The sequence below is a fragment of the Pseudomonas oligotrophica genome, from assembly GCF_021726475.1.
GTDB lineage: Bacteria > Pseudomonadota > Gammaproteobacteria > Pseudomonadales > Pseudomonadaceae > Stutzerimonas > Stutzerimonas oligotrophica.
The window spans coordinates 87,766-113,829 of record NZ_JAKJRU010000006.1; the positions used below are offsets into that span (position 1 = coordinate 87,766).

The 26,064-nt window shown below is 67.5% G+C and carries 28 protein-coding genes; 9 read left to right on the forward strand and 19 right to left on the reverse strand.

The window, feature by feature from the left end:
• Nucleotides 1–14 precede the first annotated feature (14 nt).
• Nucleotides 15–1,301: an ergothioneine biosynthesis protein EgtB gene (gene egtB / locus L3N39_RS13580; RefSeq protein ID WP_237257964.1), complete on the forward strand. Its 1,287-nt coding sequence runs from the start codon at nucleotides 15–17 to the stop codon at nucleotides 1,299–1,301.
• An 88-nt stretch (nucleotides 1,302–1,389) separates the two neighbouring features.
• Nucleotides 1,390–3,144 (forward strand): S8/S53 family peptidase, encoded by a 1,755-nt coding sequence (locus L3N39_RS13585; RefSeq protein WP_431978032.1) that lies wholly within the window; start codon nucleotides 1,390–1,392, stop codon nucleotides 3,142–3,144.
• Nucleotides 3,145–3,150: 6 nt separating this feature from the next.
• Here L3N39_RS13585 and L3N39_RS13590 read toward each other — a convergent pair whose 3' ends face one another.
• Nucleotides 3,151–3,534, reverse strand: coding sequence for a transcriptional regulator (locus L3N39_RS13590; RefSeq protein ID WP_237257972.1), 384 nt, complete (start codon nucleotides 3,532–3,534; stop codon nucleotides 3,151–3,153).
• Nucleotides 3,535–3,655: 121 nt separating this feature from the next.
• Here L3N39_RS13590 and L3N39_RS13595 point away from each other — a divergent pair, with 121 nt between their 5' ends.
• A complete protein-coding gene (locus L3N39_RS13595; protein WP_237257974.1) occupies nucleotides 3,656–3,943 on the forward strand; it encodes a hypothetical protein in 288 nt (95 codons plus the stop codon).
• A 16-nt stretch (nucleotides 3,944–3,959) separates the two neighbouring features.
• On the opposite strand, the gene L3N39_RS13600 is transcribed toward L3N39_RS13595, so the two are convergent.
• The gene (locus tag L3N39_RS13600) at nucleotides 3,960–5,282 is read right to left on the reverse strand and encodes a DEAD/DEAH box helicase (protein WP_237257976.1); all 1,323 of its coding nucleotides are present in this window, start codon (nucleotides 5,280–5,282) and stop codon (nucleotides 3,960–3,962) included.
• Nucleotides 5,283–5,432: 150 nt separating this feature from the next.
• Here L3N39_RS13600 and L3N39_RS13605 point away from each other — a divergent pair, with 150 nt between their 5' ends.
• Entirely contained in the window at nucleotides 5,433–5,843 is a 411-nt protein-coding gene (locus L3N39_RS13605) for an anti-virulence regulator CigR family protein (RefSeq protein ID WP_237257978.1), read from the forward strand.
• Between the two features lie 14 nt (nucleotides 5,844–5,857).
• Here the strand turns inward: L3N39_RS13605 and L3N39_RS13610 are convergent, their stop codons facing one another.
• Nucleotides 5,858–6,178, reverse strand: coding sequence for a 3-phosphoglycerate kinase (locus L3N39_RS13610; RefSeq protein ID WP_237257979.1), 321 nt, complete (start codon nucleotides 6,176–6,178; stop codon nucleotides 5,858–5,860).
• A gap of 59 nt (nucleotides 6,179–6,237) precedes the next feature.
• Between L3N39_RS13610 and L3N39_RS13615 the strand changes: the two genes are divergently transcribed.
• From L3N39_RS13615 to L3N39_RS13635, 5 genes are all read left to right on the forward strand, one after another.
• On the forward strand, nucleotides 6,238–7,146 hold the full coding sequence (locus L3N39_RS13615) for a LysR family transcriptional regulator (protein ID WP_237257981.1): 909 nt from the start codon (nucleotides 6,238–6,240) through the stop codon (nucleotides 7,144–7,146).
• 31 nt (nucleotides 7,147–7,177) lie between these two features.
• Entirely contained in the window at nucleotides 7,178–7,732 is a 555-nt protein-coding gene (locus L3N39_RS13620; protein WP_237257983.1) for a peptidylprolyl isomerase, read from the forward strand.
• 84 nt (nucleotides 7,733–7,816) lie between these two features.
• Nucleotides 7,817–8,236, forward strand: coding sequence for a DUF6306 domain-containing protein (locus L3N39_RS13625; protein WP_237257984.1), 420 nt, complete (start codon nucleotides 7,817–7,819; stop codon nucleotides 8,234–8,236).
• 88 nt (nucleotides 8,237–8,324) lie between these two features.
• Nucleotides 8,325–8,759, forward strand: coding sequence for a hypothetical protein (locus tag L3N39_RS13630; protein ID WP_237257986.1), 435 nt, complete (start codon nucleotides 8,325–8,327; stop codon nucleotides 8,757–8,759).
• The gene (locus L3N39_RS13635; protein ID WP_237257988.1) at nucleotides 8,759–9,160 is read left to right on the forward strand and encodes an META domain-containing protein; all 402 of its coding nucleotides are present in this window, start codon (nucleotides 8,759–8,761) and stop codon (nucleotides 9,158–9,160) included. Before L3N39_RS13630 ends, L3N39_RS13635 begins: the two co-directional genes overlap by 1 nt.
• 271 nt (nucleotides 9,161–9,431) lie before the next feature.
• Here L3N39_RS13635 and L3N39_RS13640 read toward each other — a convergent pair whose 3' ends face one another.
• The 16 genes from L3N39_RS13640 to L3N39_RS13715 all read right to left on the reverse strand — a co-directional run bounded on the left by L3N39_RS13640 (nucleotide 9,432) and on the right by L3N39_RS13715 (nucleotide 25,860).
• Nucleotides 9,432–12,797, reverse strand: coding sequence for a LamG domain-containing protein (locus L3N39_RS13640; protein ID WP_237257990.1), 3,366 nt, complete (start codon nucleotides 12,795–12,797; stop codon nucleotides 9,432–9,434).
• A 1-nt stretch (nucleotide 12,798) separates the two neighbouring features.
• The gene (locus tag L3N39_RS13645) at nucleotides 12,799–13,212 is read right to left on the reverse strand and encodes a pilus assembly protein MshP (protein WP_237257992.1); all 414 of its coding nucleotides are present in this window, start codon (nucleotides 13,210–13,212) and stop codon (nucleotides 12,799–12,801) included.
• The gene (locus L3N39_RS13650; protein WP_348983403.1) at nucleotides 13,202–14,107 is read right to left on the reverse strand and encodes a prepilin-type N-terminal cleavage/methylation domain-containing protein; all 906 of its coding nucleotides are present in this window, start codon (nucleotides 14,105–14,107) and stop codon (nucleotides 13,202–13,204) included. Before L3N39_RS13650 ends, L3N39_RS13645 begins: the two co-directional genes overlap by 11 nt.
• Entirely contained in the window at nucleotides 14,098–14,529 is a 432-nt protein-coding gene (locus tag L3N39_RS13655; RefSeq protein WP_237257995.1) for a prepilin-type N-terminal cleavage/methylation domain-containing protein, read from the reverse strand. Before L3N39_RS13655 ends, L3N39_RS13650 begins: the two co-directional genes overlap by 10 nt.
• Nucleotides 14,530–14,800: 271 nt before the next feature.
• Nucleotides 14,801–15,262, reverse strand: a complete 462-nt coding sequence (locus L3N39_RS13660; RefSeq protein WP_237257997.1) for a prepilin-type N-terminal cleavage/methylation domain-containing protein — start codon at nucleotides 15,260–15,262, stop codon at nucleotides 14,801–14,803.
• Between the two features lie 92 nt (nucleotides 15,263–15,354).
• Nucleotides 15,355–15,837: a pilin gene (locus L3N39_RS13665; protein ID WP_237257999.1), complete on the reverse strand. Its 483-nt coding sequence runs from the start codon at nucleotides 15,835–15,837 to the stop codon at nucleotides 15,355–15,357.
• A 23-nt stretch (nucleotides 15,838–15,860) separates the two neighbouring features.
• Nucleotides 15,861–16,385 (reverse strand): type II secretion system protein, encoded by a 525-nt coding sequence (locus L3N39_RS13670; RefSeq protein ID WP_237258000.1) that lies wholly within the window; start codon nucleotides 16,383–16,385, stop codon nucleotides 15,861–15,863.
• A 44-nt stretch (nucleotides 16,386–16,429) separates the two neighbouring features.
• Entirely contained in the window at nucleotides 16,430–17,668 is a 1,239-nt protein-coding gene (locus L3N39_RS13675; protein WP_237258002.1) for a type II secretion system F family protein, read from the reverse strand.
• A gap of 51 nt (nucleotides 17,669–17,719) precedes the next feature.
• Nucleotides 17,720–19,447, reverse strand: a complete 1,728-nt coding sequence (locus tag L3N39_RS13680) for a GspE/PulE family protein (RefSeq protein ID WP_237258003.1) — start codon at nucleotides 19,445–19,447, stop codon at nucleotides 17,720–17,722.
• Entirely contained in the window at nucleotides 19,444–20,820 is a 1,377-nt protein-coding gene (locus tag L3N39_RS13685) for a tetratricopeptide repeat protein (RefSeq protein WP_237258004.1), read from the reverse strand. The genes L3N39_RS13680 and L3N39_RS13685 overlap by 4 nt, the downstream gene beginning before the upstream one ends.
• On the reverse strand, nucleotides 20,817–21,743 hold the full coding sequence (locus L3N39_RS13690; protein ID WP_237258006.1) for an ExeA family protein: 927 nt from the start codon (nucleotides 21,741–21,743) through the stop codon (nucleotides 20,817–20,819). Before L3N39_RS13690 ends, L3N39_RS13685 begins: the two co-directional genes overlap by 4 nt.
• 4 nt (nucleotides 21,744–21,747) lie before the next feature.
• Entirely contained in the window at nucleotides 21,748–23,349 is a 1,602-nt protein-coding gene (gene mshL / locus L3N39_RS13695) for a pilus (MSHA type) biogenesis protein MshL (protein ID WP_237258008.1), read from the reverse strand.
• Entirely contained in the window at nucleotides 23,346–23,672 is a 327-nt protein-coding gene (locus tag L3N39_RS13700) for a Type II secretory pathway component (protein ID WP_237258010.1), read from the reverse strand. Before L3N39_RS13700 ends, mshL begins: the two co-directional genes overlap by 4 nt.
• Nucleotides 23,665–24,348 (reverse strand): type II secretion system protein GspM, encoded by a 684-nt coding sequence (gspM, locus tag L3N39_RS13705; protein ID WP_237258012.1) that lies wholly within the window; start codon nucleotides 24,346–24,348, stop codon nucleotides 23,665–23,667. The genes L3N39_RS13700 and gspM overlap by 8 nt, the downstream gene beginning before the upstream one ends.
• Entirely contained in the window at nucleotides 24,338–24,940 is a 603-nt protein-coding gene (locus L3N39_RS13710; protein ID WP_237258014.1) for a PilN domain-containing protein, read from the reverse strand. The genes gspM and L3N39_RS13710 overlap by 11 nt, the downstream gene beginning before the upstream one ends.
• Nucleotides 24,940–25,860, reverse strand: coding sequence for an MSHA biogenesis protein MshI (locus L3N39_RS13715; RefSeq protein WP_237258016.1), 921 nt, complete (start codon nucleotides 25,858–25,860; stop codon nucleotides 24,940–24,942). The genes L3N39_RS13710 and L3N39_RS13715 overlap by 1 nt, the downstream gene beginning before the upstream one ends.
• Nucleotides 25,861–26,064 lie beyond the last annotated feature (204 nt).

Genomic DNA, 26,064 nt, shown 5'->3' on the forward strand with positions numbered 1-26,064 from the left:
GCCGAGGGGAAGTCATGGGCAATCTGGCGCACCAGCCGGCCGCGCACGGCGCGCTGGCGGATCTGCACGAGCGCTACCGCAAGGTGCGCGCGACCAGCGAGGCGATCTGCGCACCGCTGCAGGTCGAGGACCACGTCATCCAGAGCATGCCCGATGTCAGCCCGCCGAAATGGCACCTGGCGCATGTCAGCTGGTTCTTCGAGGCCTTCCTGCTCAAGCCGTACCTGCCGGGCTACCGGACGCCCGACCCGGCCTTCGACCACCTGTTCAACTCCTACTACGAGACCCACGGCACGCCCTTCCCGCGCGCCCGCCGCGGCCTGCTGTCGCGCCCGGGGGTGGCCGAGGTCTACCGCTTCCGCGCGTACGTCGACCAGGCCATGGCCGAGCTGCTGGGCCGGCCGCCGGCCGAGCATCGCGAGGAGATCGCCCGGCGCGTCGAACTCGGCCTGCAGCATGAGCAGCAGCACCAGGAGCTGCTGCTGATGGATATCAAGCACATCCTCGCGCAGAACCCGCTGCAGCCGGTCTACCGGGCCGACCTGCAGGCACCGCCCGTGGTCGCTCCGCAGCGCCTGCGCTGGTTCGACTACGCCGGCGGCGTGGTGGCGATCGGGCATGGCGGCGAGGCCTTCGCCTACGATTGCGAAACCCCGCGCCACCGCGAGTTCGTCGAGGACTTCCAGCTCGCCGAACGGCTGGTCACCAACGGCGAATACCTGGCCTTCATCGCTGACGGCGGCTATGCGCGCACCGAGCTGTGGTTGTCCGACGGCTGGGCGCAGGTGCAGCAGGGCGACTGGCATGCGCCGCTTTACTGGCAGCGCGACTACGACGCCTGGCACGAGATGACCCTCGCTGGCCTGCGCCCGCTCGATCTGCAGGCGCCGGTCTGCCACATCAGCTACTACGAGGCCGACGCCTACGCGCGCTGGGCCGGCGCCCGGCTGCCGCGCGAAGCCGAATGGGAGCTGGCCGCCGCCGGCCAGCCGCACCAGGGCAACTTCCTGGAAAGCGACCACCTGCAGCCGGTGGCCAGCCCGCCCGCCGGCAACGCGCCGGCGCAGCTGTTCGGCGATGCCTGGGAATGGACCGCCAGCGCCTACCTGCCCTACCCCGGCTTCCGCCCGCTACCGGGCAGCCTGGGCGAGTACAACGGCAAGTTCATGTCCGGGCAAATGGTCCTGCGTGGCGGCTGCTGTGCCACACCGGCGTCGCACATCCGCGCGACCTATCGCAACTTCTTCCCGCCGGCGGCGCGCTGGCCGTTCGCCGGGCTGCGCCTGGCGCGCGACCGCTGATGCCGCGCCGATCCGCCGCCCCCGGCCCGGCCGACAGCGCCGGGTGCCGTCCTCCAGCCCGTCTCGTCCAGCGGTCCTAGCCATGTTCATGCACCTTCCCGGGCCAGCCCTCGGCCTGTCCGCCCTGCTGTTGCTGTCAACCCCGGCGCTGGCCGAATCGACCCTGCGCCTCTCCCAGCTGCAGCGCTGCGGCGATCTGCTGGCCGAACGCGAACTGACCTTCTGCCTGCGCAGCGAGGGCACCGCCGGCCTGCCCTACAGCCTGCACCTGGCCGGCCAGGCGATCGACGAGCAGCACATCGAGCACAACGACAGCGGACTGCGCCTCAGGCTGGATGCCGCGCACTGGCGCAGCGGCCCGCTGTGGCTGGAGCAGGACGGCCAGCGCAGCAACCCGGTGTGGCTGTCGTTCGGCCGCAGCCATGTGGTCGCGGCCAGCGAGGAACGCATCGCGCGCAACAGCGACGGGCTGCCCAGCTACATCGACCTGGTCAGCCTGGTCATCGAGGAGGACCAGAAGGGCCTGCCGACCGCGCGGCGCCTGGCCGAGCGCTACGGCGCGCAGGTGGTGGGCGCGATCCCGCCGCTCAACACCTACCAGTTGCGCCTGCCGGTGAAGGACCTGACCGAACGCGACGCGCTAGTGCTGCGCCTGGACAACGAGCCCGGGGTCGATGCCGTGGTGATCGAGGAGACCGGCGCCCAAGCGCACGAGGCCGAGCGCGCCGCACACCAGGAACGAGAGCAGGAGCGCGCGGCCAACCGCTTTCTCGATGCGGTGGCCTACTACCGGCACCGGATCGCATCGCGCGAGGCGCCGATCGCCACCACGCCGGTGCGCATCGGCGTGATCGAGCGCGACCTGGATTTCGACGCGCCGGTGTTTCGCCACTTTCTCGCGCCCTGCGAGCCGGCGCAGCAGCGCACCTGCCTCTATGGCCGCGATGCCGAGCGCCCCGAAGGCCACGGCAGCAGCGTGGCCGGGCTGCTCGCCGCGCATGGCGAGGACAGTCGCGACCTGGGCTTTCTCAGCGCGCTGGATGGCACCGGCCCGGGCTTCGAGGTGATCGTCGAGCGCAACTCCGACGCCGGCATCACCGCCAACATCGCCGCCTCGGTGAACCTGGTCGAGGACGGTGCGCGCATCCTCAACTGGAGCTGGGGCATCCACCGGGTCGGCACCCTGGACGCCGACGGCGAACCGGTGGATTCGCTGCTGCGTTCGGGAGTCGCCATGAGCGGCTACGAGGAGCTGCTGGAGGAATTCTTTCGCTGGCTGCGGCGCGAGCACCCGGACGTGCTGGTCATCAACTCGGCCGGCAATGGCTCGGCCCGTTCGGGGCGCGACGACTACCGCCTGCCGTCCTCGTTCATCACCGAGCAGTTGCTGGTGGTCGGCGGCCACCAGCGCACCCGCGGCCGCAACCTGCCTGTCGAGCACCCGGGGCACGTGACCCGGCGGCCGTCGTCCAACCTCGACATGCGGGTGGACATCACCGCGGCCGCCTGCGTCCGCGCCGCGACGCGCGAGCGCGGCATGCACGGCGAGGTGCACTGCGGCACTTCCTACGCCACGCCGCTGGTGGCCGGCACGGTGGCGGCGATGCTCTCGATCAACCCGCAGCTGCAACCCGAGCAGGTCCGCGAGCTGCTGCGCCGCAGCGCCATGACTGTCGGCGGCGAGTCGGACTTCGAACCGGCCGACGCCGACGACCTGACCGCACCGATCCTGCCGTCCGAGCGCGAGCAGCGCCTGGACGACGCCGATATCGGCCGCTCGGCGCGGCTGGACATGCACCGCGCCCTGGAGCTGACCGTCAGCAGCCTGCGCCAGGTACGCTGAGCCGGCTCAGGGACGCGCGAGCAGGCCGTCGAAGGTTTCCGGCACCAGCGCCGCCGCGCCCTGGTCGTCCAGGCGCTGGCGCAGGCCGGCACTCTGCGGATGGCGGCCGTCGAGGATTTCCAGCAGGCGCTGGCCTCGCTCGGTGAGCACGAAGTTCTCGCCGGTGCCGCCCTCCTCCTCCGGGCGCGCCACCATGAAGCCGCCCTCGAACAGGATGCTCTCGTAGTCCGCCGCCTCGGCCCGCAGGCTGTCGAGGTTGGGCATCGGCTCGCCGCGGCCTTCCAGCTCCAGCGCATGTTCCTCGGCGTAGCGACGCGGTTTGAAGCTGTGGTTGGCCGATTGCTGCACCTCGCGCAGCAGGCGCAGCAGCAGTTCCCAGTCGTAGCGCATGACGGTCTCCTCGCAACGTGGCGGTCTTGTTATGTCCGACCCCTCGTCGCGCGCCCGGTTCGCTGAACTAAAGCGGCTGCGCGGCAATCCACCGTCTACGCAACCGCACGAGGACGCTGCCATGAAAACCCTGCTCGCATCGCTCGCCGTCGCCCTGCTGGCCAGCCCCGGCGTGCACGCCGCCTGCACGCCGGACGAGGTCACCGCCAAGGCCGAACAGCTGGCCGAACGGGTCAACCAGCTGACCCGCAACGACCCGGAACGTGCTAAGCGGCTGAACGAGGCGATCCGCCAGGAAGACGACAAGCGCACCGCCGAGCAGTTGGGCGACGAGTGCGAGGCCTATGACCGGCGCATGCGCCAGCTGGAGGAGGCCGAACGGCAGGCGGACATGCCGTCGGGCCGGTAGATGCGCTGCGGCCGCCTTACTCGGCGGCCGGTTTGCGGCGCCGCAGCGGCGCCGTGCCGTCGACGTTGACCACCGCCGAAGGCGCCTGCTTCGGACGCTTGGCGGCCGGGCGGGCCTTCTTCTCGGTGGCACCCTTCTTCTTCTCGACCTTCTTTTTCTTGCTGCCGGCGGCCTTGCCCGAGGCCTTGACGTTCTTCGGCCCCTGGTAGTGGCCCTTGAGGCCCTTGATCACCCGCCGCTCGAAGCGCTGCTTGAGGTAGCGCTCGATGCTCGACATCAGGTTCCATTCGGTGTGGCCGATCAGCGAGATCGCCAGGCCCTCGCCGCCGGCGCGCCCGGTGCGGCCGATGCGGTGCACGTACTCGTCGCCCGAGCGCGGCATGTCGAAGTTGATCACCAGGTCCATGCCTTCGATATCCAGCCCGCGCGCCGCCACGTCGGTGGCTACCAGGACCTTGACCCCGCCCTGCTTCAGGCGCTCGATGGCCAGCTTGCGCTCCTTCTGGTCCTTCTCGCCGTGCAGCACGAAGACCTTCACCTCGCTGGCCACCAGATGGCCATAGAGGCGATCGGCCTGGGCGCGGGTGTTGGTGAAGATCACCGCCTTCTGGTAGGTCTCGTTGGCCAGCAGCCAGTGCACCAGCCTTTCCTTATGCGCCGGGTCGTCGGCAGTAATGATCTGCTGGCGTGTCGCCTCGTTCAGTTCGCTGACCCGGTTGAGCTGCAGGTGCAGCGGCTCGCGCAGCACCTTGCCGACCATCTCGCGCAGCCCCGCGCCGCCGCTGGTGGCGGAGAACAGCAGGGTCTGCTGGCGCTTGCCGCATTCGTCGACCAGGCGCTGCACGTCCTCGGCGAAGCCCATGTCGAGCATGCGGTCGGCCTCGTCGAGCACGACGATCTCGACATCGCGCAGCACCAGGTTGCCGGCGTTGAGATGCTCGATCAGCCGGCCCGGCGTGCCGATCAGCACGTCCGGTACCTTGCGCAGCATCGCCGCCTGGACCTTGAAGTCCTCGCCGCCGGTGATCAGCCCGGCCTTGAGGAAGGTGAACTGGGCGAAGCGCTCGACTTCCTTGAGCGTCTGCTGCGCCAGTTCGCGGGTCGGCAGCAGCACCAGCGCGCGCACATCGGTGCGCGGCTGGGCATCGCGGATCAGGCGGTTGAGCATGGGCAGCACGAAGGCGGCGGTCTTGCCGCTGCCGGTCTGCGCGGTGACGCGCAGGTCGCGGCCTTCGAGCGCCGGCGGGATGGCCGCGACCTGCACGGGGGTCGGCTCGACGAACTTGAGTTCGGCTACGGCCTTGAGCAGGCGTTCGTGCAGGGCGAATTGATCAAACAAGGGCAACCTCGGGGCATGGCGGGAAACGATGGCATAGGTTAACCGCTTCCACCGGCAAAGGCGCGTTCTGCAATGGCCAGCATGTTCGGCATGCGGGACAGGCGCTAAGCTGCAAAAAAAACCAACCCGGATTAATGCCTGGAGTCCCCCATGAGCCATATTCGCATCCTCGGCGCCGTCGCGCTGACGCTCGCCCTGGCCAGCGCCGGTGCGCTGGCCGAGCCGAAGAACGGCAAGCCCGGCCAGGGCGGCCAGCCCTACAGCCAGCCGGAGCACTCGCGCTACGAGCAGGGCCCGTCGATCGACATCCGTGCGGTGCGCCATACCCTGCAACTGCACCGCGACCTGTACCAGCCGGCCGCGCCGCTGCCGCCGGGGGTGCGCAAGAACCTGGCGCGGGGCAAGCCGCTGCCGCCGGGCATCGCGATGAAGCTCGACCAGCGCCTGGTGGATCGCCTGCCGCACTATTCGGGCTACGAATGGCGCCAGGTCGGCCGCGACCTGCTGCTGATCGCCGCCGGCGGGATCATCTACGAAATCCTGGAGAACGTACTGGAGTGAGCGGCCGATACGCCTTACTTCGGCTCGCAGGTGAGCTGCAGGCGCAGGCGGATGACGTCGCGCCTGAACTTGTTCGACAGCGCCTTGCGCTCGCCGGGGGCAAGCTCGACACGCCGGGTACGCGGCGCTTCCGGGCCGTTGCGAAACACCAGGCTGCAGACCGCGGCCTGTTGCCCATAGTTGTGCAGCTCGACGGCCGCCAGGTCGCGGTCGATGGCCTGCGGCGTGGCGCTGATCTCGGCACCGTTGAGCTGCTGCTCGACGTCGATCGGATAGCTCGCCGCCGTGGCGGCCAGCGGCAGCAGGGCGAGCAGGCAGAGGCAGATACGTTTCATCGGGCGGTCTCCTTCGGGGCCGCCAGCGTAGCAGACCACCGGCACAGGAGCCGACGTAGATGAAAGTGCCACGGGTGACACTCGAGCAATGGCGCACGCTGCAGGCGGTCATCGACAGCGGTGGTTTCGCCCAGGCCGCCGAGGTGCTGCACCGCTCGCAATCCTCGGTCAGCTACACGGTGGCGCGCATGCAGGAGCAGCTCGGCGTGCCGCTGCTGCGCATCGAGGGGCGCAAGGCGGTGCTCACCGAGGCCGGCGAGGTGCTGCTGCGCCGTTCGCGCCAGCTGGTCAACCAGGCCAGCCAGCTGGAGGAACTGGCCCACCACATGGAACAGGGCTGGGAGGCCGAGGTGCGCCTGGCGGTGGATGCCGCCTACCCCAACGACAAGCTGATCCGCGCGCTCTCGGCCTTCATGCCCAAGAGCCGCGGCTGCCGCGTGCGGCTGCGCGAAGAGGTGCTGTCCGGCGTCGAGGAAGTGCTCAAGGACGGCACCGCGGACCTGGCCATCAGCGCGCTGGACATCACCGGCTACCTCGGTGCCGAGCTGAGCACCGTCGAGTTCGTCGCCGTCGCCCATGCCGAGCACCCGCTGCACCAGCTGGGCCGCAAGCTCAGCGTGCAGGACCTGCAGGGCCAGATGCAGGTGGTGGTCCGCGACACCGGTGTGCGCCAGCCGCGCGATGCCGGCTGGCTGGGCGCCGAACAGCGCTGGACGGTCGGCAGCCTGGCGACCTCGGTAGCCTTCGTCAGCAGCGGCCTGGGCTTCGCCTGGCTGCCGCGGCACATGATCGTTCGCGAGCTGGCCGAGGGCCTGCTCAAGCCGCTGCCGCTGATCCAAGGTAGCATCCGCAAGCCGTTGTTCTATCTCTACACTAACCCCGACCGACCGCTCGGACCGGCCACGCGGATTCTCATCGAGCTGATCCGCACGTACGATGCCGAGCAGGCCCCGCCCGCCCGGGGCTGAGCGCATTCGCAAAACCATCAGGAACCACGCCATGCTCAAACGTCTTGCCCTCGCCGCCTGCAGCCTGCTGCTGGCCGGCAACCTGCTGGCGGCCGAGAAGCCGCACGTACTGCTGACCACCACCCTCGGCGAGATCGAGGTCGAACTCGAAGCGGAAAAGGCGCCGATCAGCGTCGAGAACTTCCTCGGCTACGTGGAAAGCGGCTTCTACGACAACACCGTGTTCCACCGCGTGATCCCCGGCTTCATGGTCCAGGGCGGCGGTTTCAGCGACGGGCTGAACCAGAAGCCGACCCGCGCACCGATCAAGAACGAGGCCGACAACGGCCTGCACAACGTCCGCGGCACGCTGGCCATGGCGCGCACCCAGCAGGTGAACTCCGCCACCAGCCAGTTCTTCATCAACCACCGCGACAACGACTTCCTCGACCATGGCTCGCGCGACTTCGGCTACGCCGTGTTCGGCAAGGTGGTGCGCGGCATGGAAGTGGTCGACCAGATCGCCCAGGTGCCGACCGGCAACAGCGGCATGATGCAGAACGTACCGCTCAAGCCGGTGAAGATTCTTTCCGCCAAGAAGCTCTGAGCCCTCCGGGGCCGGCCCGCCCGGCCCCGCCATCCGCAGGAGCGGCGCCGCCGCTGCGCCCTCCGGCCACCAAGGAGACGCGACATGACTGCCCCCCAAAGCCCGCTCAATACCCCCGAGGGCGAGGCGCAACTGCTGCAGGACCTGCTCAGCGCCGAACGCGCCGGGGCGAAGGTCGCCGGCGACTCGCTGCCGCAGGCCACCGACCCGGCCCAGCGCCAGCTGCTCGAGCAGGTCCGCGAGGGTGAAGTGGAAAGCTGCAAGCGCCTGCTCACCTGCCTCAAGCACCTGGGCCTCGAGCCGAACAAGGACACCGGCACCTTCTACGGCAAGGCCATGGCCATCGAGTCGCTGGACGAGCGCCTGCCGTTCATCGACAAGGGCCAGCAGTGGGTCATCCGCAAGCTGCGCGAGTACCTGCCGGGCTGCCAGGACCCGCTGATCCGCAGCGAGCTCGAGCGGATGCTGGAAATCCACGAGGTCAACTCGGCCGCTTCCCACTGACCACCACCCGCACCGCCGCGCCGCCCTGCGTGGCGGTGCGACGTGCTAGCATTGCCGGCCGCAGCCCACGCAGCCAGGCAACATCCCGATGGCCGAACACGATTTCCGCTACTCCCTCCTCAGCCCAGCCCACACCCTGACCGAATGCCGCGCCCTGGCGCCCGGCCGCTACCAGGTGACCGGCAACGGCGGCTCGATCCGCAGCGGCGACACCCTGCTGGTCACGCTCAAGGGCAGCCGCGACCTGTCGCAGCGCCTGACCGTGGAGAAGGTCCGCCACCTGATCAACCCGCCCGGCCAGTGGATGGCGGTGGCCAGCGGGCCGGTGTTCCGCGAGTTGGCGATCCTCAACTGGCAGGTCGACTGCAATGGCTGCGGCAAGCGCCTGGATTTCGAATTCGCCGTCGATGCCGCCGCCGGCGAAGCCGCCCGCGCCCCGGCCGCCGAAGCGCGCATCGCCGAACTCGGCTGGAGCAGCCGCGACGGCGGACATTTCTGCCCCACCTGCAAGGAAGCCGACTGATGCACCGCAACACCCTGCCACTGCTCGCCGCCCTGGCAACCGCCGGCTGCGCCGTCGAACCGCTGACCCTGGAAAACGACGTCACCTATGTCGCCGAATGGGTCGGCGACCAGGCCGTGGTCGGCCGCACCCCGATCTCGCTGACGCTCTCGGGCGATCGCGCCTACGGCAACGCCGGCTGCAACCACTGGTTCGCCAGCTACCGGCTGGACGGCGAGACGCTGCGCTTCGACCAGATCGGCAGCACCCGCAAGCTCTGCGCCGAACCGATCATGCGCCAGGAGCAGCACTTCCTCGAACTGCTCGGCCAGGTCGAGCGCTGGGACGTCTCGCGCATCGACCAGCTGCGCCTGTGGCCAGCCCACGGCGAGCCGATCCGCTTCTGGCCGGAGCAGGACTGAGCGCCAGAACAGGGCATCGCGGCGCCAATTGCACCCGTGCGGTCGCTTTTCCAAGCAACGCGTGCACCTGCAGCCGCCGCCACGCCCGGGCGAAGCCAGGCAACCCCTGTCCGCTCAAGCCTTTGCCTGACCACCCCACACTGCAACGAAACTGGCATATGCCCTGCATAGACTCTGGCAACCAGTTTCGGGGACCTCGGTACAGGCAGGCCGGGAATCCCCTCTTTTATGCGAAACCACAAAGGCCGCTCCCGAAGCGGCCTTGCGGTTTCTAGCGGTAGACTTCGCGGCGGAAGATAAGGGGCTTGGGGCCAAGGTAGATACCAAAGCTGGCAAGCCCCCGGCTCGCCTCCCAGCCTTTTCCCTGCCAGTCGTACCAGAGCCATTCGGGCACATTCGGAAAGCCGATACGGGCTTCGCCGGTGGCATCCGGCCTGGCAATGGTCAGGCTGCCTTCGTAACCGGTCTGCCCACCCTCGATCAGTAGCGTCTTGCCGGCAAGATTGCCCCTCTGTTCGGTTGCCTGCGCCTGGCCCCAAGTCGGAGCACTGCAGGCATCGCCGGCTTCAGGAACAAAGACATTCGAGGCCTGCCAGGTCTCGATGGCCCAGGGCAGGCTGAGGCCCTGCAGTTCGGAGCCATGGCCGTTGCCGATCCGCAGCCGGCCCAGGCGAAACTCGCTCTGGCCCAGGATCGCCTCGACGTCCTGGCAGCCGCTGCCATGACAGACGCCATCCGCGTCGGTTAGCGCTTCGCCGGCGAAGCGCAAGCGGACCTGGAATGGATGGTCATCGGCGCCTGGTTGCGCAGTCCGCAGGTAACGCAGCCAATCCGCGCTCCAGGCATAGGTCCGTTGGCCATTCCCGTCGTTCTTCCCGCTTTCACTGGGCACGAGGGCTGCGATCGGTTGCCAGGTCAGCTCGGCGGGGGCGCCGTTTCCCTGTACCAGCCGGGCCCCCAGGTCCAGATTCCTGTCAGCCGCCAGCCAGCTCGGGGCGGGATGGCTATCGAAGCCCCAGAAACCGTCGAAATCATAGTTCTCGGTGACGTACTCGGCGCCTTCCGCGATGCCGTAGCCGGTGATCGTCAGCGCCGGTGGCGTGGCCAGGCCGATCGGCTGCCCCTGATAGCTGAACACGCCGCAACCCGCCTCCAGCGCACCTTCGATCCGGGCCTCCAGATGGTGCGGGACGAACCGCCCGACCGGGGCCGACTCGCTGGCCGGCACCGCCACGCCGAGGTAGGCAGGCGGCTCGACACGCAGACGGAACACACCGACTTCCGATAGCGCCACATCCTCGACAACCCTTCCGTCCCAGTTCGCCGGCAACCCCGGAGGGAGGTGGTCATAGCGACCGTCCGCCGGGCTGAGCAGCCGCCCGGCCACCCCGCCGATGGCTGGAGAGGGGGCCAGCAGCACCGGGCGCAGCTGTAGCTGATCCTGCCGATAGTTTCGGGTTGTCTCAGCGGCGCAGTGATTGCCATCGGCGCGCCAGGCCACCGGCCTGATCGTCGTCGAAAACGCCTGGCCAACCTGCCGGAACACAGCGCAGCTGCTGTCTCCCGCCGAACAGGTCTGTGGCGGTTCGATACAGAACCCCGCCGGCGTGGAAACGAAGTCGTCGCTGCCGCTCATCGGTCCGCTGTCCCCCTCCTCCGCACTGCCCGGATAGTAGGCGTTGAGCAGCATCCGGCCGGCTTCGGCGTAGTTCACCGCGAGCGAGGCGGTGCCGTTCTGGTCGAAACGAAGCGCGAGCGGCCGCGCTTCGGCGAGGCTCTGCGCGACCGCATCGCCATTGACCCGAACCGGTTGCGTGCTATCCGACAACTCGCCGGCCTGGGGGGTGACGAAGCTGCTCCAGAAACGCACCCCGCGCGTGCTCTCGGTGAACGCCGGCTCGCAGCGAGGGCTTCCCTCGTCCCCGACGTCAACGACCGCTCGCATGGCGACGTTGACCTGCCCGCGATCGGCCTGCATGTCCGGCACGTCGAAGATGAAGCCGCTCTGTGCGAAGTCCAGCAGGCAGTTGGAAGACAGCGGCGCATCGCCAATGCGGCAGAGGGTCTGGCCGGTGGACGGAGGGTTCGCAGCATCGACGGCCAAGGGCATCTGCAGTTGCAGCCCCTGTAGCTGCAAGGTCCCGACTCCACCGCGGAGCGTCTGCTGGTTGCCACCGAGCCAGGCCTCCCCCCTGAGGGTCACCGATACGTCGCCCTGGTACGGCTGGCAGGTCCCGGGCGCTGCATTGGTGCAGGCCATGAGCGTGACGGTCTGCGGGCTGCAGGTATGTGCTGCGGCACTGGTGGTGAACTCGAAGTGATCGATGCCGGCTGTCGCGCCACACCAGTGACGCGATGCCATCTGTTGCTGAAAAACGGCCGCACTCCATATCGTCTGCTGCAGCCGAACTTCATCGATGGCGCCTGCCAGACCCTGAGTGGAATCTGCGCCTATCAGCAACGGGGTACTGTCATCCGGTTGCACGCCAAAGATGAACTGACGGATGCCGGACGATTGTCTGACACCGTTGACGTACAGGTTGCCCTCAAGCGCATCGACCCAAAGTGGTATCAAGCGCAACTTGAGGGTGAATCCGACATGCGTCCATTTCCCGATCGACAGGGGCGCGGACGCGACGGACAACGTCTCGGTGCTCGCCCCGAACCAGCCCGGCACGCGCGAAATCAACACCAATTTGCGCTCGCTGTTCAGTTCGACCCGGTAGGTATCGCCCTTCGCCAGCAGAGTAACCCGGCCTCTGGGCGCGGCCTCCACCTTCAGCCAGAAACTGACACTCAACTCGCGGTCCAGAGCCAAGGCGTTCTGGTCATCTATCCGTAATCCGGCCCCGGGGGCATCGAATCGCCCATATCGACAGGTTCCCTCGCCCTGGCGATCCACGGGCCAGGCCGGATCAACCCCGGCGGTATTCGCCCCGCCGAGCACCTGGATGTCGAACGCCCCTCGCCCGGTGTTGGCCGGTATGCCCCAGCTGGCCTCGTCGAAGCGCAGGTAGAGCGGAAGGTTTTCCGGAACCTGGCACAGGTCGCCCTGGGCAAAGGCCGAGGCAGCGACCTCGTCGTAGATGATGATGTCCTTGACCTTGGTATCGATGCTGCCTTCGGCTGTCAGAGCGCCCTCGATACCGGCATCCGGATTGGCGGTGACGTCGCCGGTCACATACACCAGGGCATTGATGTCGTTCTTGGTGCCGATGCTCAGGTTGCCGCGCACGACAATCAGCAGGTCGGAGGCCGAGCCGTCCGGGTTGATCCTGCTATGCGGCGCGAGGTCCAGATCGCCGTCGACGAACATGCGCACAGGTTGGCCGGCCGTCACCTGGATCGTCTCGCCATTGTTCAGCTTGCCGGCGTCGTAGAAGTAGTCGCCTGCTGCGGTGTACACCACGCCGCGGGAGGGAAAGGGACCGTAGGCCTGGCCATCCATGATCGCCAGGTCGAGCGTCGCGCCGGTATCGGGTGTCGCATCCTGGGGAAACACGTTGGAACAGAGCGCCGCCCATGCGCCAGGGCTGCCCAGGCAGGCAAGACCGAGCAGGCAGATCGCCGCCAGCGACGAAGCCTTCGCCCGTACCCGGCGCGCCAGGCGGCCGCCACTGCAGGGTCTGTCGGGCATGTCAGTCATCCTTTTCCACCACGGCACTCAACTGCCGGTACACATGATCCGGACTGCCCGGCGAGGCGTACTGTGCACTGGCCCGTAGCGAGACGAAGCGCGGGCTGCGGCCTTCCTCGGGCAGCGATACGGCGGCGCCGGTGTCGCACTGCACCGCCACCGCGAAACCCTCGAGCGTGAAGGTATCGCTGCAGGATTCGCCGGCCAGCGCCCGATGGATCCCCCACTCGATTCCCGCCCGCGCCGCCTGATAGGCGCGCGCCTGCTGGATCGCCATTCTACTGGTGGCGTTCTGGGTCTCGGACATCCGCGCCATGGCGGCAACCGCGCCGGCGACGACGATGATGACGAACATCGCGGCGACCAGGCCGAAGCCGCCTTGGCCGCCGCGCAGGAAGTGAGGATCAGGGCGCATTGTCCACCTGGACCTGCTGCAAGAGGGTGAGGGTTCCGCCAGCACCCGCCAGTACCAGCTTGAGCGTCACCAGGCCATGGCGGGAGTTGTTGCCGGGCTCGTAGGTGAACCGGCTCTGGCTGCAATCGACGTGGTCGACCACCGTGGCGGCAGTGGAATAGTCGGACGCAGCCAGTTCGTCGAACTCGGCGCGAACCAGCGCGCCGGCCTGGCAGCGATAGCCGACGGCTCGGTCGGCCAGGAAGAACCGATGCTGCGGCGAGGCGAACTCGAAGCGAAAAGCCGAGAGCTCCGCCTCGAGCACGCCGTCTTTCCAGGTGAAGGCCTTGGGTGATACCGGCGAGACCGCTCCATCGACGGGCTCGGCGCGGCCGACGAGCGCGTCGGTGTTGTAGATGATCAACCAGTGCTTGCTTTCGCTGTCTGCCGGCTCGATCGGGCTGAGGATGTCGATCACACAGGGGCCGGACGGCTGGGTGCAGGCCGGCGGGTCCTGCCGGGGCCCATCGGGGATCGGCTGATTGGCCCGATAACGCCCGGCGGCCGCAATCGGGACGAACCGGATCTCGTCGCCGGCCGCGGCCACGCTCACCGAGTTCGGCACCGCCAGGCGAATATCGCGCGCCAGGCGATTGAGCGCGATCGTCGCCAGATCGGTCAGTTCGGACCGCTGACTATTGTCGGCGAAGCCTTGCAACGGACGGGACAGCACCGAGCCGACCATCGCCGCGACGATTCCGGCCAGCGCGATCACCATGATCAACTCGACCAGGGTGAACCCTCCTGGGCGCCGGACAAGTGCCCTGCCCGCGGTCTGCCTGAAGCCTTGGCCGCAGATGCCCGTGGCGCCGCCCGACCGCCCAGCCTGGCGCGCCCATGGGCGTATCAGGGGCATAGGGAATTCCCCGCGGCATCGTACTCGCCGTAGCAGGTGCGCCAGCCGGAGAGCCGCAGCGACTGCTGCTGGGGATCGCTCACCGTCACCTCGATACGCGTGGCGGCCACGCCGTTCAGCTTGGCGGCGCCGTCGACCGCCAGCGCGACCGAGTAGCCGGCCAGCTCGGCAATCGGTTCGCCGGCAAGATTCCGCGGGGCAGCGACCGATTGCGCCGCGCTGCCCAGCTGGTCATAGGGCAGCGCCAGTGCTGACGACAGATAGCTTTCGGCGATCATCACGCTCTGCTGGCGCAGCAGCGGATCGGCCGAGCGCCCGGTAATCGCAGCCATGGCCGAGTACAGCGCCGCGGCGGCGATGCCGATGATGACGATGGTGATGATCAGCTCGACCAGGGTCATGCCGCGCTGCGGTCGGATCACGGCTGATACCTCAGTCCCGTGGCACGGCCGTAGGGTGGAAAACCGCGCAGCGTTTTCCACCGCAGATACGGATTATGACCGGCGGCCCGGAGCACATTGGTGGATGGGTGAAGCGTCATCCACCCTAGGTTTGCGCGCGGCAGGTTGTCATTGCGCCGCACCGCCGCAACGCCCAAGTTAGGTCGCAGTGATGACCCATTCGTACCGACGCCGCCCTGACGCCCCCTGCCGCATATCGAGGGTTTGCCTCGTCCTGCGAAAGAGCTGCGAATCATGGCCGCGCCTCGATAAAACCGGTGGAATGAACGATTAGTTCGAACGTCCCCTGCGCAAACTTGATACTTGCCGGGGCGTCGACAGCGCCAAGAGCGTTAAACGTAACGGCCAGCTCCTGATTGATGCCGACCTTCTCTGGGTTGTTGCCTTGCAGATCTCCTCCATCCGGGCCGGCGACCGGGTCACCACGCTTGGGGTCGGTTGGCGCATCGCCGCAATCGTTGGCGTAGTCCGCTCGATAGCCGTCCTGGTCCAGCTGTATCTCGATCGAACAACCGCTGGCAATCGCCAGTTTCTGCGCATAGCGAACAGCCGAGAGCGCTTCTTCGAAGTAGAAGCGCTCGTCGAATGCCTTGCGATCGAAAAAGCGCGGCCCCACCACGGCGGCGAGGATGCCCATGATGACAAGCGTGATGATCAGCTCAACCAGGGTGAAGCCGCTTTGGATAATTCGCACGTGCAATTGGCTCAATGCAGTGGAAAGCGGCTAGTGAGCACCGGACGGGCTTAGGAGCATCTGCGGCCGCCTCACACATATACAAAGCCGCATCAGCAATCAGTTGACTCCACCGGCAAATCTGGATTGGCCGGGGTCTGGCCATTAGCAGCCGTAGCCTCAGTCCCTGTGAAGGCTGGGGTGCCATCAGCGCCAGCAGCGGTATATACAAATCGACAATTTTCGGCGGTATTCCCTCGCTGCTGGATTTGGTTGGTGTTAACCACCTCAAAATCACTTTCTAGCCCAGCGGCGACCAAAAGTTGCGAAGCATCCGCCGGATAGCCATTTGCCAGATTAATGACGGTATTGCCTTCGAGCGTAACGCTCGCGGCGTCAGCTGGCCCGATCAGAAAAGCAGCATGAACGATTGCGTTAGCCGATTTAGCAGCGCCCAGAGCGCCGTTAATTGAAGCCGCGCGTGCGTCGGCTCCGAAGTCGACAAACCGCGGCAAAGCTACCGCAGCCAAAATCCCCAAAATCACAATCACCATAATCAATTCAATCATGGTGAAACCGCTCTGCTGCTTCTTCATAGTTGCCGCTCCTTGTTTATGAATCATTGAAAGTTGACGAAGACTTCGCCGGTATCGGCGTTGTATTCGATGGCGTCGTCACCGCCGTCGAGTTCGTAGGTGTACAGGCAGCGGGTGCCCTGGGCCGTGGCGGTGAATGCCGGGCTGGTGCCGCTCAGGCTCTGCGAGGAAGCCTGCAGCAGGTTGCTCCAGAGGTTGCGGCATTCGGCCTCCGACAGGGTCGTCCCCGCGAGCGGGCTGCCACTGCGCTCGGTGCCGATGGGCCAGCCGGCGGCGTTCACGTCGATGGCGCCGTTGCCATAGCCCTGCACATTGATCTGGCAATTACCCGCCAGGCAGGCGTTGCTGCCGCCGCCGCGATTGAGCTCGTACTGGCCGCGCACCAGGGACACGGCCGAGGTAAGCGCGCCGGCCGCGCTGCGCACGCTGGCGCGGTGGGCGTCCTTGGCCGAATCGATGAAATGCGGCAGCGCCACCGCGGCGAGAATGCCGAGAATGGCGATGACCACCACCAGCTCGATCATGGTGAAGCCTTTGTGCCGCTGCATCCTGTCTCCTTGCCTTGCCTGAACTGTCGTGATTCGCATACCCATCAGCCCCGCCCCTGCGCCGCCGAGCCCAGCTCCCACATCGGCAGGAACACGCCGAGTGCCAGCACCAGCACCATCACGCCCATGCAGACGATGAGGATCGGTTCGATGGCGTCGGCCAGTTGCTTGAGGTCGTAGTCGACTTCCTGCTCGTAGAAGTCGGCGACTTCGACGAACAGGTCATCGAGCGCGCCGGTTTCCTCGCCGACGGCCATCATCTGCAGCACCAGCGGGGTGAACAGGCCGGAGTTCTGCGCCGAGCGGGTCAGTGCCTCGCCGCGTTCGACGCTTTCGCGGATGCCGAGAATGGCCTGGCCGATATGCTGGTTGCCGACGCTGGCACTGTTGATCGAGAGGGTCTGCAACAGCGGCACGCCGGCGCGGTACATCATCGCGAAGGTGCGGGTGAAGCGCGCCAGGGCGATACGCTCGAAGATGCCGCCGACGATGGGCAGGCGCAGCTTGATGCGGTCCCAGTGCAAGCGGCCGGCATCGGTTTCGATCCATTTGAAGAAGGCGTAGAGCCCACCGACGATGCCGAGCAGCAGCAGCCACCACCAGTCGCGCATGAAGCTGGAGGTGCCGATCAGCAGCCGCGTGGCCCAGGGCAGCTGGGCGTGGAACTGGGCGAACACCTTGGCGAATGCCGGGATCACCAGCAGGTTGATCACCGCCAGGGCGACGCCCATGGCCACCAGCACGAAGATCGGATAGCGCGTGGCCTGCTTGATTCGTTTGCGTGTCTCGCGCTCGAGTTCGAGGTAGGCCGACAGCTGCTTGAAGGCCTGGTCGAGCTGGCCGGTGTTCTCGCCGACGCTGACCATGCTGACGAACAGGCTGTTGAATACCCTGGGGTGCGCATTGAGCGCCACCGCCATCGACTGGCCGCTCTCCAGGCTGGCACGCACATCCTGCAGGACCTCGCGCAAATACAGGTTGCGATTGGACTCGGCCAGCCCGCCGATGGCGCGGATGATCGGCACGCCGGCCTTGCTGAGGCTGTACATCTGCCGGCTGAAGATGATCAGTTCGTCCAGGTCGACGCGCTTGCGCCGCAGTTTTTCCCGCAGCAAGGCGAACGGGTCGAGCGACTCCCCGCCGCCCTGCTCGGCTTCGATGGTCAGTGGAATGATCTGCCGCGCCAGCAGGTCGCCGGCCACGGCATCGGCGCTGGCGCCATCCAGCGCGCCGCTGACCCGCGCACCGCTCTGGTCGCGGCCGGTATAGCGGAAGCTAGGCATCGCCGGACGCCTCCCCCGCGCAGGCGCGACCGTTCATACGCGCTATCGGGATCATGCCGCCACCTCGCCGTCGGCAAGCGTCGCGCAGACCTTCAGCACTTCCTCGAGGCTGGTTACCCCGGCGATCGCATAATCCAGCGCGCAGGCGGCCAGCGGCCGATAGTGTGGCTGCTGGCGCGCGGCCTCGGCGAAGCCCTGCGGATCACCGCGCCGCAGGGCAGCGACCATCGGCTCGTCGAGTTCGAGCAGTTCGTAGACGCCAACGCGGCCGGCATAGCCGGAGTTGTGGCAGTGGTGGCAGCCGCTGCCACGCTTGAAGCGGTAATCGCTGAGCGGCGCGTCGTGCAGCGCCTGCAGCCAGGCCAGCTGGCGCGGATCGGGCCGGTCGTCCTCCATGCAGTTCTCGCACACCCGGCGCACCAGGCGCTGGGCCAGCACGGCATTGAGCGCGGTGGCGACCAGGAAGGGCTCGACGCCCATGTCGATCAGGCGCATGGCCGAGGTCAGGGCGTCGTTGGTGTGCAACGTCGAGAGCACCAGGTGGCCGGTCAGTGCGGCACGCAGGCCGATCTCGGCGGTTTCCTGGTCGCGGATCTCACCAACCAGCACGATATCCGGGTCCTGACGCAGCGCGGCCCGCAACACGCGGGCGAAGGTCAGCTCGATCCTCGCGTTGACCTGCACCTGGTTGACCCGCGGCAGGCGGTATTCGACCGGGTCCTCGACGGTGATGATCTTCTTCTCCGGGCTGTTCAGCTCGGAAAGCCCGGCGTAGAGCGTGGTGGTCTTGCCCGAGCCGGTCGGGCCGGTGACCAGCACCATGCCGTGCGGGCGCTGCAGCAGGCGGCGGAAGCGCTCGAGCATGAGCGGTGGCATGCCGGTGCCATCGAGCTTGAACATGGCGCCGCTCTGGTCGAGCAGACGCATGACCACCGATTCGCCGAACTGCACCGGCATGGTCGAGACCCGCACATCGAGGTTGCGATTCTTCACCCGGATGTTGAAGCGCCCGTCCTGCGGCAGGCGCTTCTCGGAAATGTCCAGGCCGGACATGATCTTCAGGCGCATGACCAGCGCCGAGGCCACCCGTTGCTCCTTCATCACCTGCTCGTTGAGCACGCCGTCGATGCGCTGGCGGATGCGCACCACGCCTTCGTCCGGCTCGATGTGGATGTCCGAGGCCTTCATCTGCACCGCGTCCTCGAACAGCGTCTGCAGCAGGCGCACCACCGGGGCATCGCTGTTGCTCTCGGCACCCAGGCGCGACAGGTCGAAGTCGCTGTCCTGCAGCTCGCCTTCGAGCTCGCCGGCCAGCGAGGCGATCTCGCTGGTGCGCCGGTAGAGCTGGTCGAGCGCACCGAGCAATTCGCTCTCCCGCACCACCGCCGGGTAGACGCGCTTGCCGAGCAGGCGCTCCATCTCGTCCTGGGCGAACAGGTCCAGCGGGTCGGTCATGCCCACCAGTACGCCGTCGGCATGCCGCGACAGCACGATCACGCGAAAGCGCCGGGCCACCGCCTCGGGCAGGCTCTGGGTCAGCCCGTTGTCGAACTTGTAGTGCTTGAGCTCGACGAAGGGGATGTTCAACTGCTCCGACAGCGCGCGCAGCAGGCGGCCTTCATCGATGAAGCCGAGGTCGAGTACCGTGCGGCCGAGCTTGGAGCCGGTGCGCTTCTGGTCCTGCAGGGCAAGCTGCAATTGTTCTTCGCTGATCAGCCCGGCCTGAACGAGCAGGTCCCCCAGGCGGATCTTGCGCTGGCGGTTGTCGAGTACGGTCATCGGATACCTCCCAGGGCACCGGCCCTTTCGGTGGCGAAACGGCGGGCGTCGGCATCCAGGCCCTGGCCCTGCAGCGCGAGTCGATAATGGCGGGCGGCCTGCGCCGGCTGGTCCAGCTGCTCGAGCGCGATGGCCAGACCGAGCTGCCAGGTGGCTTGCGCCGGCCGCAGGGCGACCAGCCGGCGATAGGAATCGGCGCTTGCCCCCCATTCGCCGACCTGCTGGTAAAGCGCGGCCAGCAGTGCGTGGTAGGCGGCGTCGCGCTGCAGCGGCGGCAGGTTGCCCTTCAGGGTGGTGATGGCGCCGAGCTGATCGCCGCCCTGCAACTGGCCACGTGCGAGCAGCATGCGCAGCTCGCTGTCCTGCGGGTGTTGCTGCAGCACACCGGGCAGCCAGGCCAGCAGGCGATCCGAGCGATTGGCCGCCAGGTACGCCCTGGCCAGCCAGCGGCTCACCTCGCCGTCCTTCGGCCTCGCCTTGTGCAGCGCTTCCAGCTCGTCGATCGCTTGCGAGAGGTCGCCGCGCTCGAGCGCGGCGCGCGCCTGCTCCAGCGGCGCCGGTCGGTGGCTGCCGATGGCGACCCGCGGCTCGACGGGGCGGGCCTCGGCCTTGAGCGGAGGCGCCTGCTCGGCCATCGGCTGCGGTGCAGGCGATGTACCCTGCTCGACCGGCGCCGGCCGGGTCACCCACTCGGGCAGCTGCGGCACCGGCTCGGCACTTTCCTCGGCCACCGGTAGCTCGGTTTCGGGACTGGCCTCGGGGGTGCCGGTCAGTGGCACGTCGAGCCACAGCTGCCAGCGCTCGCCGGCCATTTCCAGACGATCACGCACGTCGAGCCGGTCGCCCAGGCCCATGAGCACGACTTCGACATCCGCTCCCCGCGCCTCGACCCGCCAGGACAGGCTCTGGCCTTCACGCTCGATCCGCCCGCTGCGCGGCTCGCCGGCCATCTCGACGCCCGGCAGGCGCAGGCTGACGAAGCCCTGCTGGTCTACGCGCTGGTAACTCACCGAACGCTCAAGCAGCAATTGCAGGACAAAACGCGTGCCTTCGTTCTGCGACAGTGCCTCGAGCAGGCGATTGCCGGCCACCGGCACCGCCGCGTCGGCGGGTTCACTCGGCACGGCGACTGCCGGCGTGGCCAGCGCCGGAGGCTCGGGGGCCTCGAGGCGCCCACCGACGAGCCAGGCGACCGGCAGCGCCAGCATCAGCGCGCCCGTGACGAGCAAACCCCAGCGTCTGAACCGGGCATTACGCTCGCGCCGCCGCGCGGCGCTCTCGTCGACCGCGTGCATGCCGTCCAGGCGTTCGCGCTCGCTCGGCGCCGCCCGGCGCGCTTCGAGATCGCGCAGCATGTCGTTGACCAGGCTCATGGCAGCACCTCGCCAAGTCGCGACAGCCATGGCCAGGCGCCGACCAGGACCGCCAGCGAGGCGGCCACCGCCAGCGGCCAGCGCAGGCGCCGCGACCAGCCCTGCGGCAAAGCGCTGCCCTCGGTATCGGCCAGCGCGCGGCGCACATGGCGGACCTCCACGCCTCGGCTGCCCTCGCCAAAGGCGGCCATCAGGCACTTGTTGGCCAGGATGTTCAGCAGCCGCGGGATGCCACGGCTGCCCTGCACCAGCAGGCGCACCGCCGGGCGTCCGAACAGCGGCTCGCCGCGATAGCCCGCCACCGCGAGGCGCTCGGTGAGATAGCGCGTCGCATCGGCCACATCCAGCGGTCGCAGCGCATAGGAAAAGGTGATGCGCTGGCGCAGCTGGCGCAGGTCCTGGCGCGCCAGCGTCTGGTCGAGCTCGGGTTGGCCGAACAGCACCACCTGCAGCAGCTTGTTCTGTTCGGTTTCCAGGTTGGTCAGCAGGCGCAGCCCCTCCAGCGTCGAGACCGGCAGCGCCTGAGCCTCGTCGATCAGCAGGACGGTGCTGCGCCCCTCGCCAGCCAGCTCGATCAGCCGGGCATGCAGCGCGGCGAGCAGCCCGTGCGTATCCAGCTGTTCGACATCGGGCACGTGCAGCTCGTGGGCCAGCGCCTGGCGCAGCGCCAGCGGGCTGAGCGACGGGTTGGGCAACCAGGCGAGCTGGTAGCGCGAAGGGTCCAGCTCGTTGAGCAGCGCGCGACACAGCAGCGTCTTGCCGGTGCCGACCTCGCCGGTGATCTTGATGAAGCCCTCGCCCTCGGCCAGGGCGACGCGCAGCAGGTTGAGGCACGCCTGATAGGGCGCCAGCTGGACCAGGAAGCCGGTGTTCGGCGTGAGCGCGAACGGCTTCTCGCGCAGGCCGAAGAACGCCTCGTACACGGACTTACCTCACCACCTGATTGAACGACTCGGCGCTCTTGCGCAGGTCGTCGAGCCAGACGCGGTCATCGATCACCTGCGGGCGCAGCAGGATCACCAGTTCGGTCTGCTGCAGCGCCTTGCGCTGCTGCTGGAACAGCGCGCCAACCACCGGCAGCTTCGATGCCCAGGGCACGTTGGCGTCGGTATTGGTGTTGCGGTTCTCCATCAGGCCACCGATGACCACGACCTGACCGCTGCGGGCGCGCACGATCGAGTCGGACTGGCGCGTGGTCGACAGCGCCAGCGGCAGGTTGAAGACGTTGTCGTCGCTACCGAGCTGGATGGTCTTGTTCTGGTCCTGGACCCGGCTGACGGTGGGCCGGACATGCAGGGTGACCTGGTCGTTTTCGTCGATCTGCGGCGTCACGTCGAGCGAGATCCCGGAAAAGAACGGCGTCAGGGTGATGTCCAGGTCCGGGGCGGTGGTACCGCCGGCCAGCGTCGTGGTGGTGGTGGACACGTCGGTGACGAAAAATTCGTCGGTGCCGACCTTGATCACCGCTTTCTGGTTGTTCAGGGTCGACACGCGCGGGCTGGACAGCACGCGCACGTCGCCCTGGGTCTCGAGCAGCTGCAGCACGCCGGTGAAGTCCCCGTTCTGCACGATGGCACTGAACACGCCGCCGATGCCCTGCGCACCGGCGAGGGCATCGCCCTGCAGCCCGAGGGTGAGGTCGGCGTTGCCGAAGCTGCCCAGTTGCGACCAGTTGATGCCCGCCTGGAAGCCGTCGGAGAGATTCACTTCGAGGATCTTCGCCTCGAGGATCACCTGGCGCTGCAGGTTGCGCTGGGCCTGCTCGAGGAAGTGCTCGACGGCTTGCTGGTCGGTCGCCGAGGCGCGTACCACGAGCAGCCCGGCCTGTGGGTTGACCACCACGCTGTTGCCTTCCTCGCCGCCGATCATCATCGCGACGACTTCGCGCACCTCGCTCCAGAAATCGGCATTGGTGGTGGTGAGCAACTGGCTGGCGTTGACCGTGGACGAGGTCGTGCTGGTGGTGGTTCCGGTCGCCGCGCTGCCGGTGTTGTCACTGACCGCGACCTGCCCGGAGCTGACCCGCGTATCGCTCGTGCCCTGGCGCTGCAGGTTGAGGTAGTTGAGGTCATAGGTCCGCGTGACCACGCGGTTGGGCAGGACCTGGTAGCCGTAGCTGGTGCGGCGAAAATCATAGCCGTAGCTGTCGCGCACCGCCGCGAGCACTTCCTCGAGGGTCACGTTGCGCAGGCTGAAGGTGATGTTGCCGGTCACCTCGGGATGTACCAGCAGGTTCTGCCCGGCGCTGTCCATCAGGCTGAGGAAGAATTCGCGCGCCGGCATGTCATTGGCGGCGACATCGAAGCGCGGCCCGGCCTGCACCGGCGCGTCGAGTGCCAGCGGCGGAATCAGCGCAGCCTGGACCGATGCCGGTGGCGCCACCTTGGCCTGAGTCTGCTCGAGGCTTTCCTCGAACAGCCGGGCGCTCTGCTCGTAGAGCCGCTGGTCGCCGTCATCGAAGCTCTGACAGGCGCTCAGCAGGCAGATCAGGCTCAGCAGCCCAAGGCGTGGCTTGATTATCGACATCATGGCTTGCTCGGAGTGGCGACCGGGACAGCGAGGCGCAGCGTTTCACGGCGGCCCTCGCGCTCGATCAGGACGGAATTCGAATAGATGTTCAGTACACGGGCATCGCCCAGGCTCTCGCCTATCTTCAGCGAGCGGCCGTTGACCACGGCGCGCGGCGCGCCCGGCAGGCGCAGGATCGCCTGCAGCCGCAGGGCTTCACCGGCAGGTGCTGCGCCCGACTCCACGCGCGGCGGATCGGTGCTCGGCAGCGTCGGATCGATGGCCAGGGCATCACCGGTAAAACAGGCAAGCAGCAGGCAGAGGATTCGAACGCGATCAGACACCGACCCACCCCGCGTGGCGACTCAAGGTATGCAGTTCGATGAGGATGCGTGCCTGCGCAGGGCCGGCCTCCTCGACCTGATAATCGAGGCTGTCCCAGTGCAGCCGCCAACCGGAGGCTTGCACCGCCTGCAGGTAAGTCAGCAGGTCGAAGTAGCCACCCTCCAGGCGTAGCCGAAGACCGTGGCGGTAGAAGCTGGCGGCCGGCGCCGGCTCGCTTTCGCTGCCCGGCTCCGCCCCACCGGTCGGTTGCCGCAGCGGCGCGCTAAAGCTCTCCAGCTCGACCAGACGCAGCTTCGGCTGATTGCGCAGCAGGTCCTGCAGCAACAGCTTCATCTTCGCCGGCGAAACCAGCGCACGGGTCTGCGCGTCGATACGCTGCGACAGCGCCTCGTGTTCCAGCTGCGCCTTGTCCAGCGCCTCGCGATAGGGCCGGTTGGGGTCGGCGGCCAGCTTCGCCTCGAGTTCGCGCAGGCTCGCCTGAGCTTCCAGCTGACTGGCCTCGGCCTGGCGGCGCCCGGCGTCGAGGGCATCGCGGCGCTGGGTCAGCGGATCGACCACCAACAGCAGGTAGAGCAGACCGAGCAGCGTCAGGCCGACCGCATAGGTCAGCCACTGTTCACGTGGGGCGAGCGCTCGCCACCGCTGCTTCAGCGCAGCAAAGGAGCTAGTCGCCATCGTCTGCTCCGGCATGTGAGGACAGGGTGAATTCGAGCAACTGCTGTTCGTCGCGCTGTACGTCGAAGCGAGCGAACTCGCGGCCGGCGAAGGCCGGGCTCAGGCCAAGGCTCTGCAGGTAGAGGGGCAGCAGCTCCTGGTCGCGACTCCGCCCTTTCAGGCTCATGTCATGGCCGCCGGCGCGCAGCTGGATCTGCGTCAGCCACAGGCCGGCCGGCGGGTGGCGGTCGGCCAGCGCCGCGAGGATCGGCACGAAGCCTTCGGCGCGCTCGGCCTCGAGCTTGCCGAGATACTCGGCGAGCTGCAGCAGCTGACCGTTCTGCGCCTCGCGCTCGGCGAGCTGCTTGGGCAGTTGCGGGTCGAGCACCGGTTCGCGGTAACTGGCCTTGAACTGCGCGAGCCGCGCCTGTTCGGCCTCGGCCATCTGCTGGGCCAGTTCCGCGGCCTGCCGGGCGCCATGCCATTGCCAGGCGGACCAGCTGCCGTGCAGCGCGACGCCGACGATGAGCAATGCCAGGCCGAGCACCATCTGGCGCGACTTCGGCCCGCCATGGCGGCGCTGCTCAGGCTGGAAAAGGTTGACGTTCTGCATCACCGCGCGTCCTGGCGCAGCGCGGCACCGACGGCGCCGATGCAGAAGGCCTGCGTGCTTTCCGGCAGATCGGCCTCGGCCTGACCGGCGAACAGCTCGCGCAGGTCGAGCCGCTGCAGATTGACGGCCAGGCCGGCAGCCAGCGCCTGGAAAGTCGCCTCGCCGTTCTGCTTCATCGGCAGCAGCAGGAGACGGCTGATGTAGCCCTTGCCGAGTTGGCTTTCGAAGTAGTCGAGCGAGCGCTGGATTTCCAGCGTCATCCCGGAAAGGTCCTGCGCCGCACGCGCCAGGCCGTTCTCGATGCGCCGGGCCATATAGATGTCGGCGCCATTCTGCACGCAGATCAGGCCTTCGCTGGTGCGCAGGCGCAGCAGCGCAAGATTGGCGCTGCCGGCGCCGACCAGCAGCCCCAGGTTGCGGAACGCCATTTCGGTGACATCGATGCTCTGCAGGCGCAGGCCGGCCTGCCGGATCAGCGCCAGATAGTGCTGCATGCGCTGCTTGCCGAAGACAATGCAATAGACCATGCGGTTACGTCCGCGGTAGGCGTCCTCGGGCAGCGAGAAGCAGTCGACGATGACCTCCTCCAGCGGCTCATTGATCAGATCCTTGACGCGCCAGCACATCGCGTCGCGCAGCTCCGCAGCCGCTACCTCGGGCGCCTCGAGCAGGAACATCTGGTATTCGGACGGGTGCAGCAGCACATTGACCGCCGCGCCTTCGAGGCGGTGTTCGGCAACCAGTCGCTTGAGCAACTCGCCCTGCCCGGCCGGTTCGGCGACGTGGTACTGGCACAGACGCAGCTGCGGAGCCGCATCGACCTGGCGCAGGATGTGCACCAGGCTCAGCCCATGCGGGCTGCTTTCCAGGCCAAGCAACCCCGGTGCCCGGTCATCACTCTTTCTCGAAAACAGCCCCACTCACCGGCTCCCTTGCCCACACGCCATCAACTGACAAACAGCAGAACAGCGAACATTGATAGATATCAATTTGCCATCAGTGGCGGCGCGACTTTAGCAACAAAGGTTGTGAGTGTCCAAAAACCGTCGCCGGCCTGTGCGTCGATGTCGCGCGTCAAAATATGCGCACCGTCACACTTATTTCGTTATCGGCAGCACGAAGCG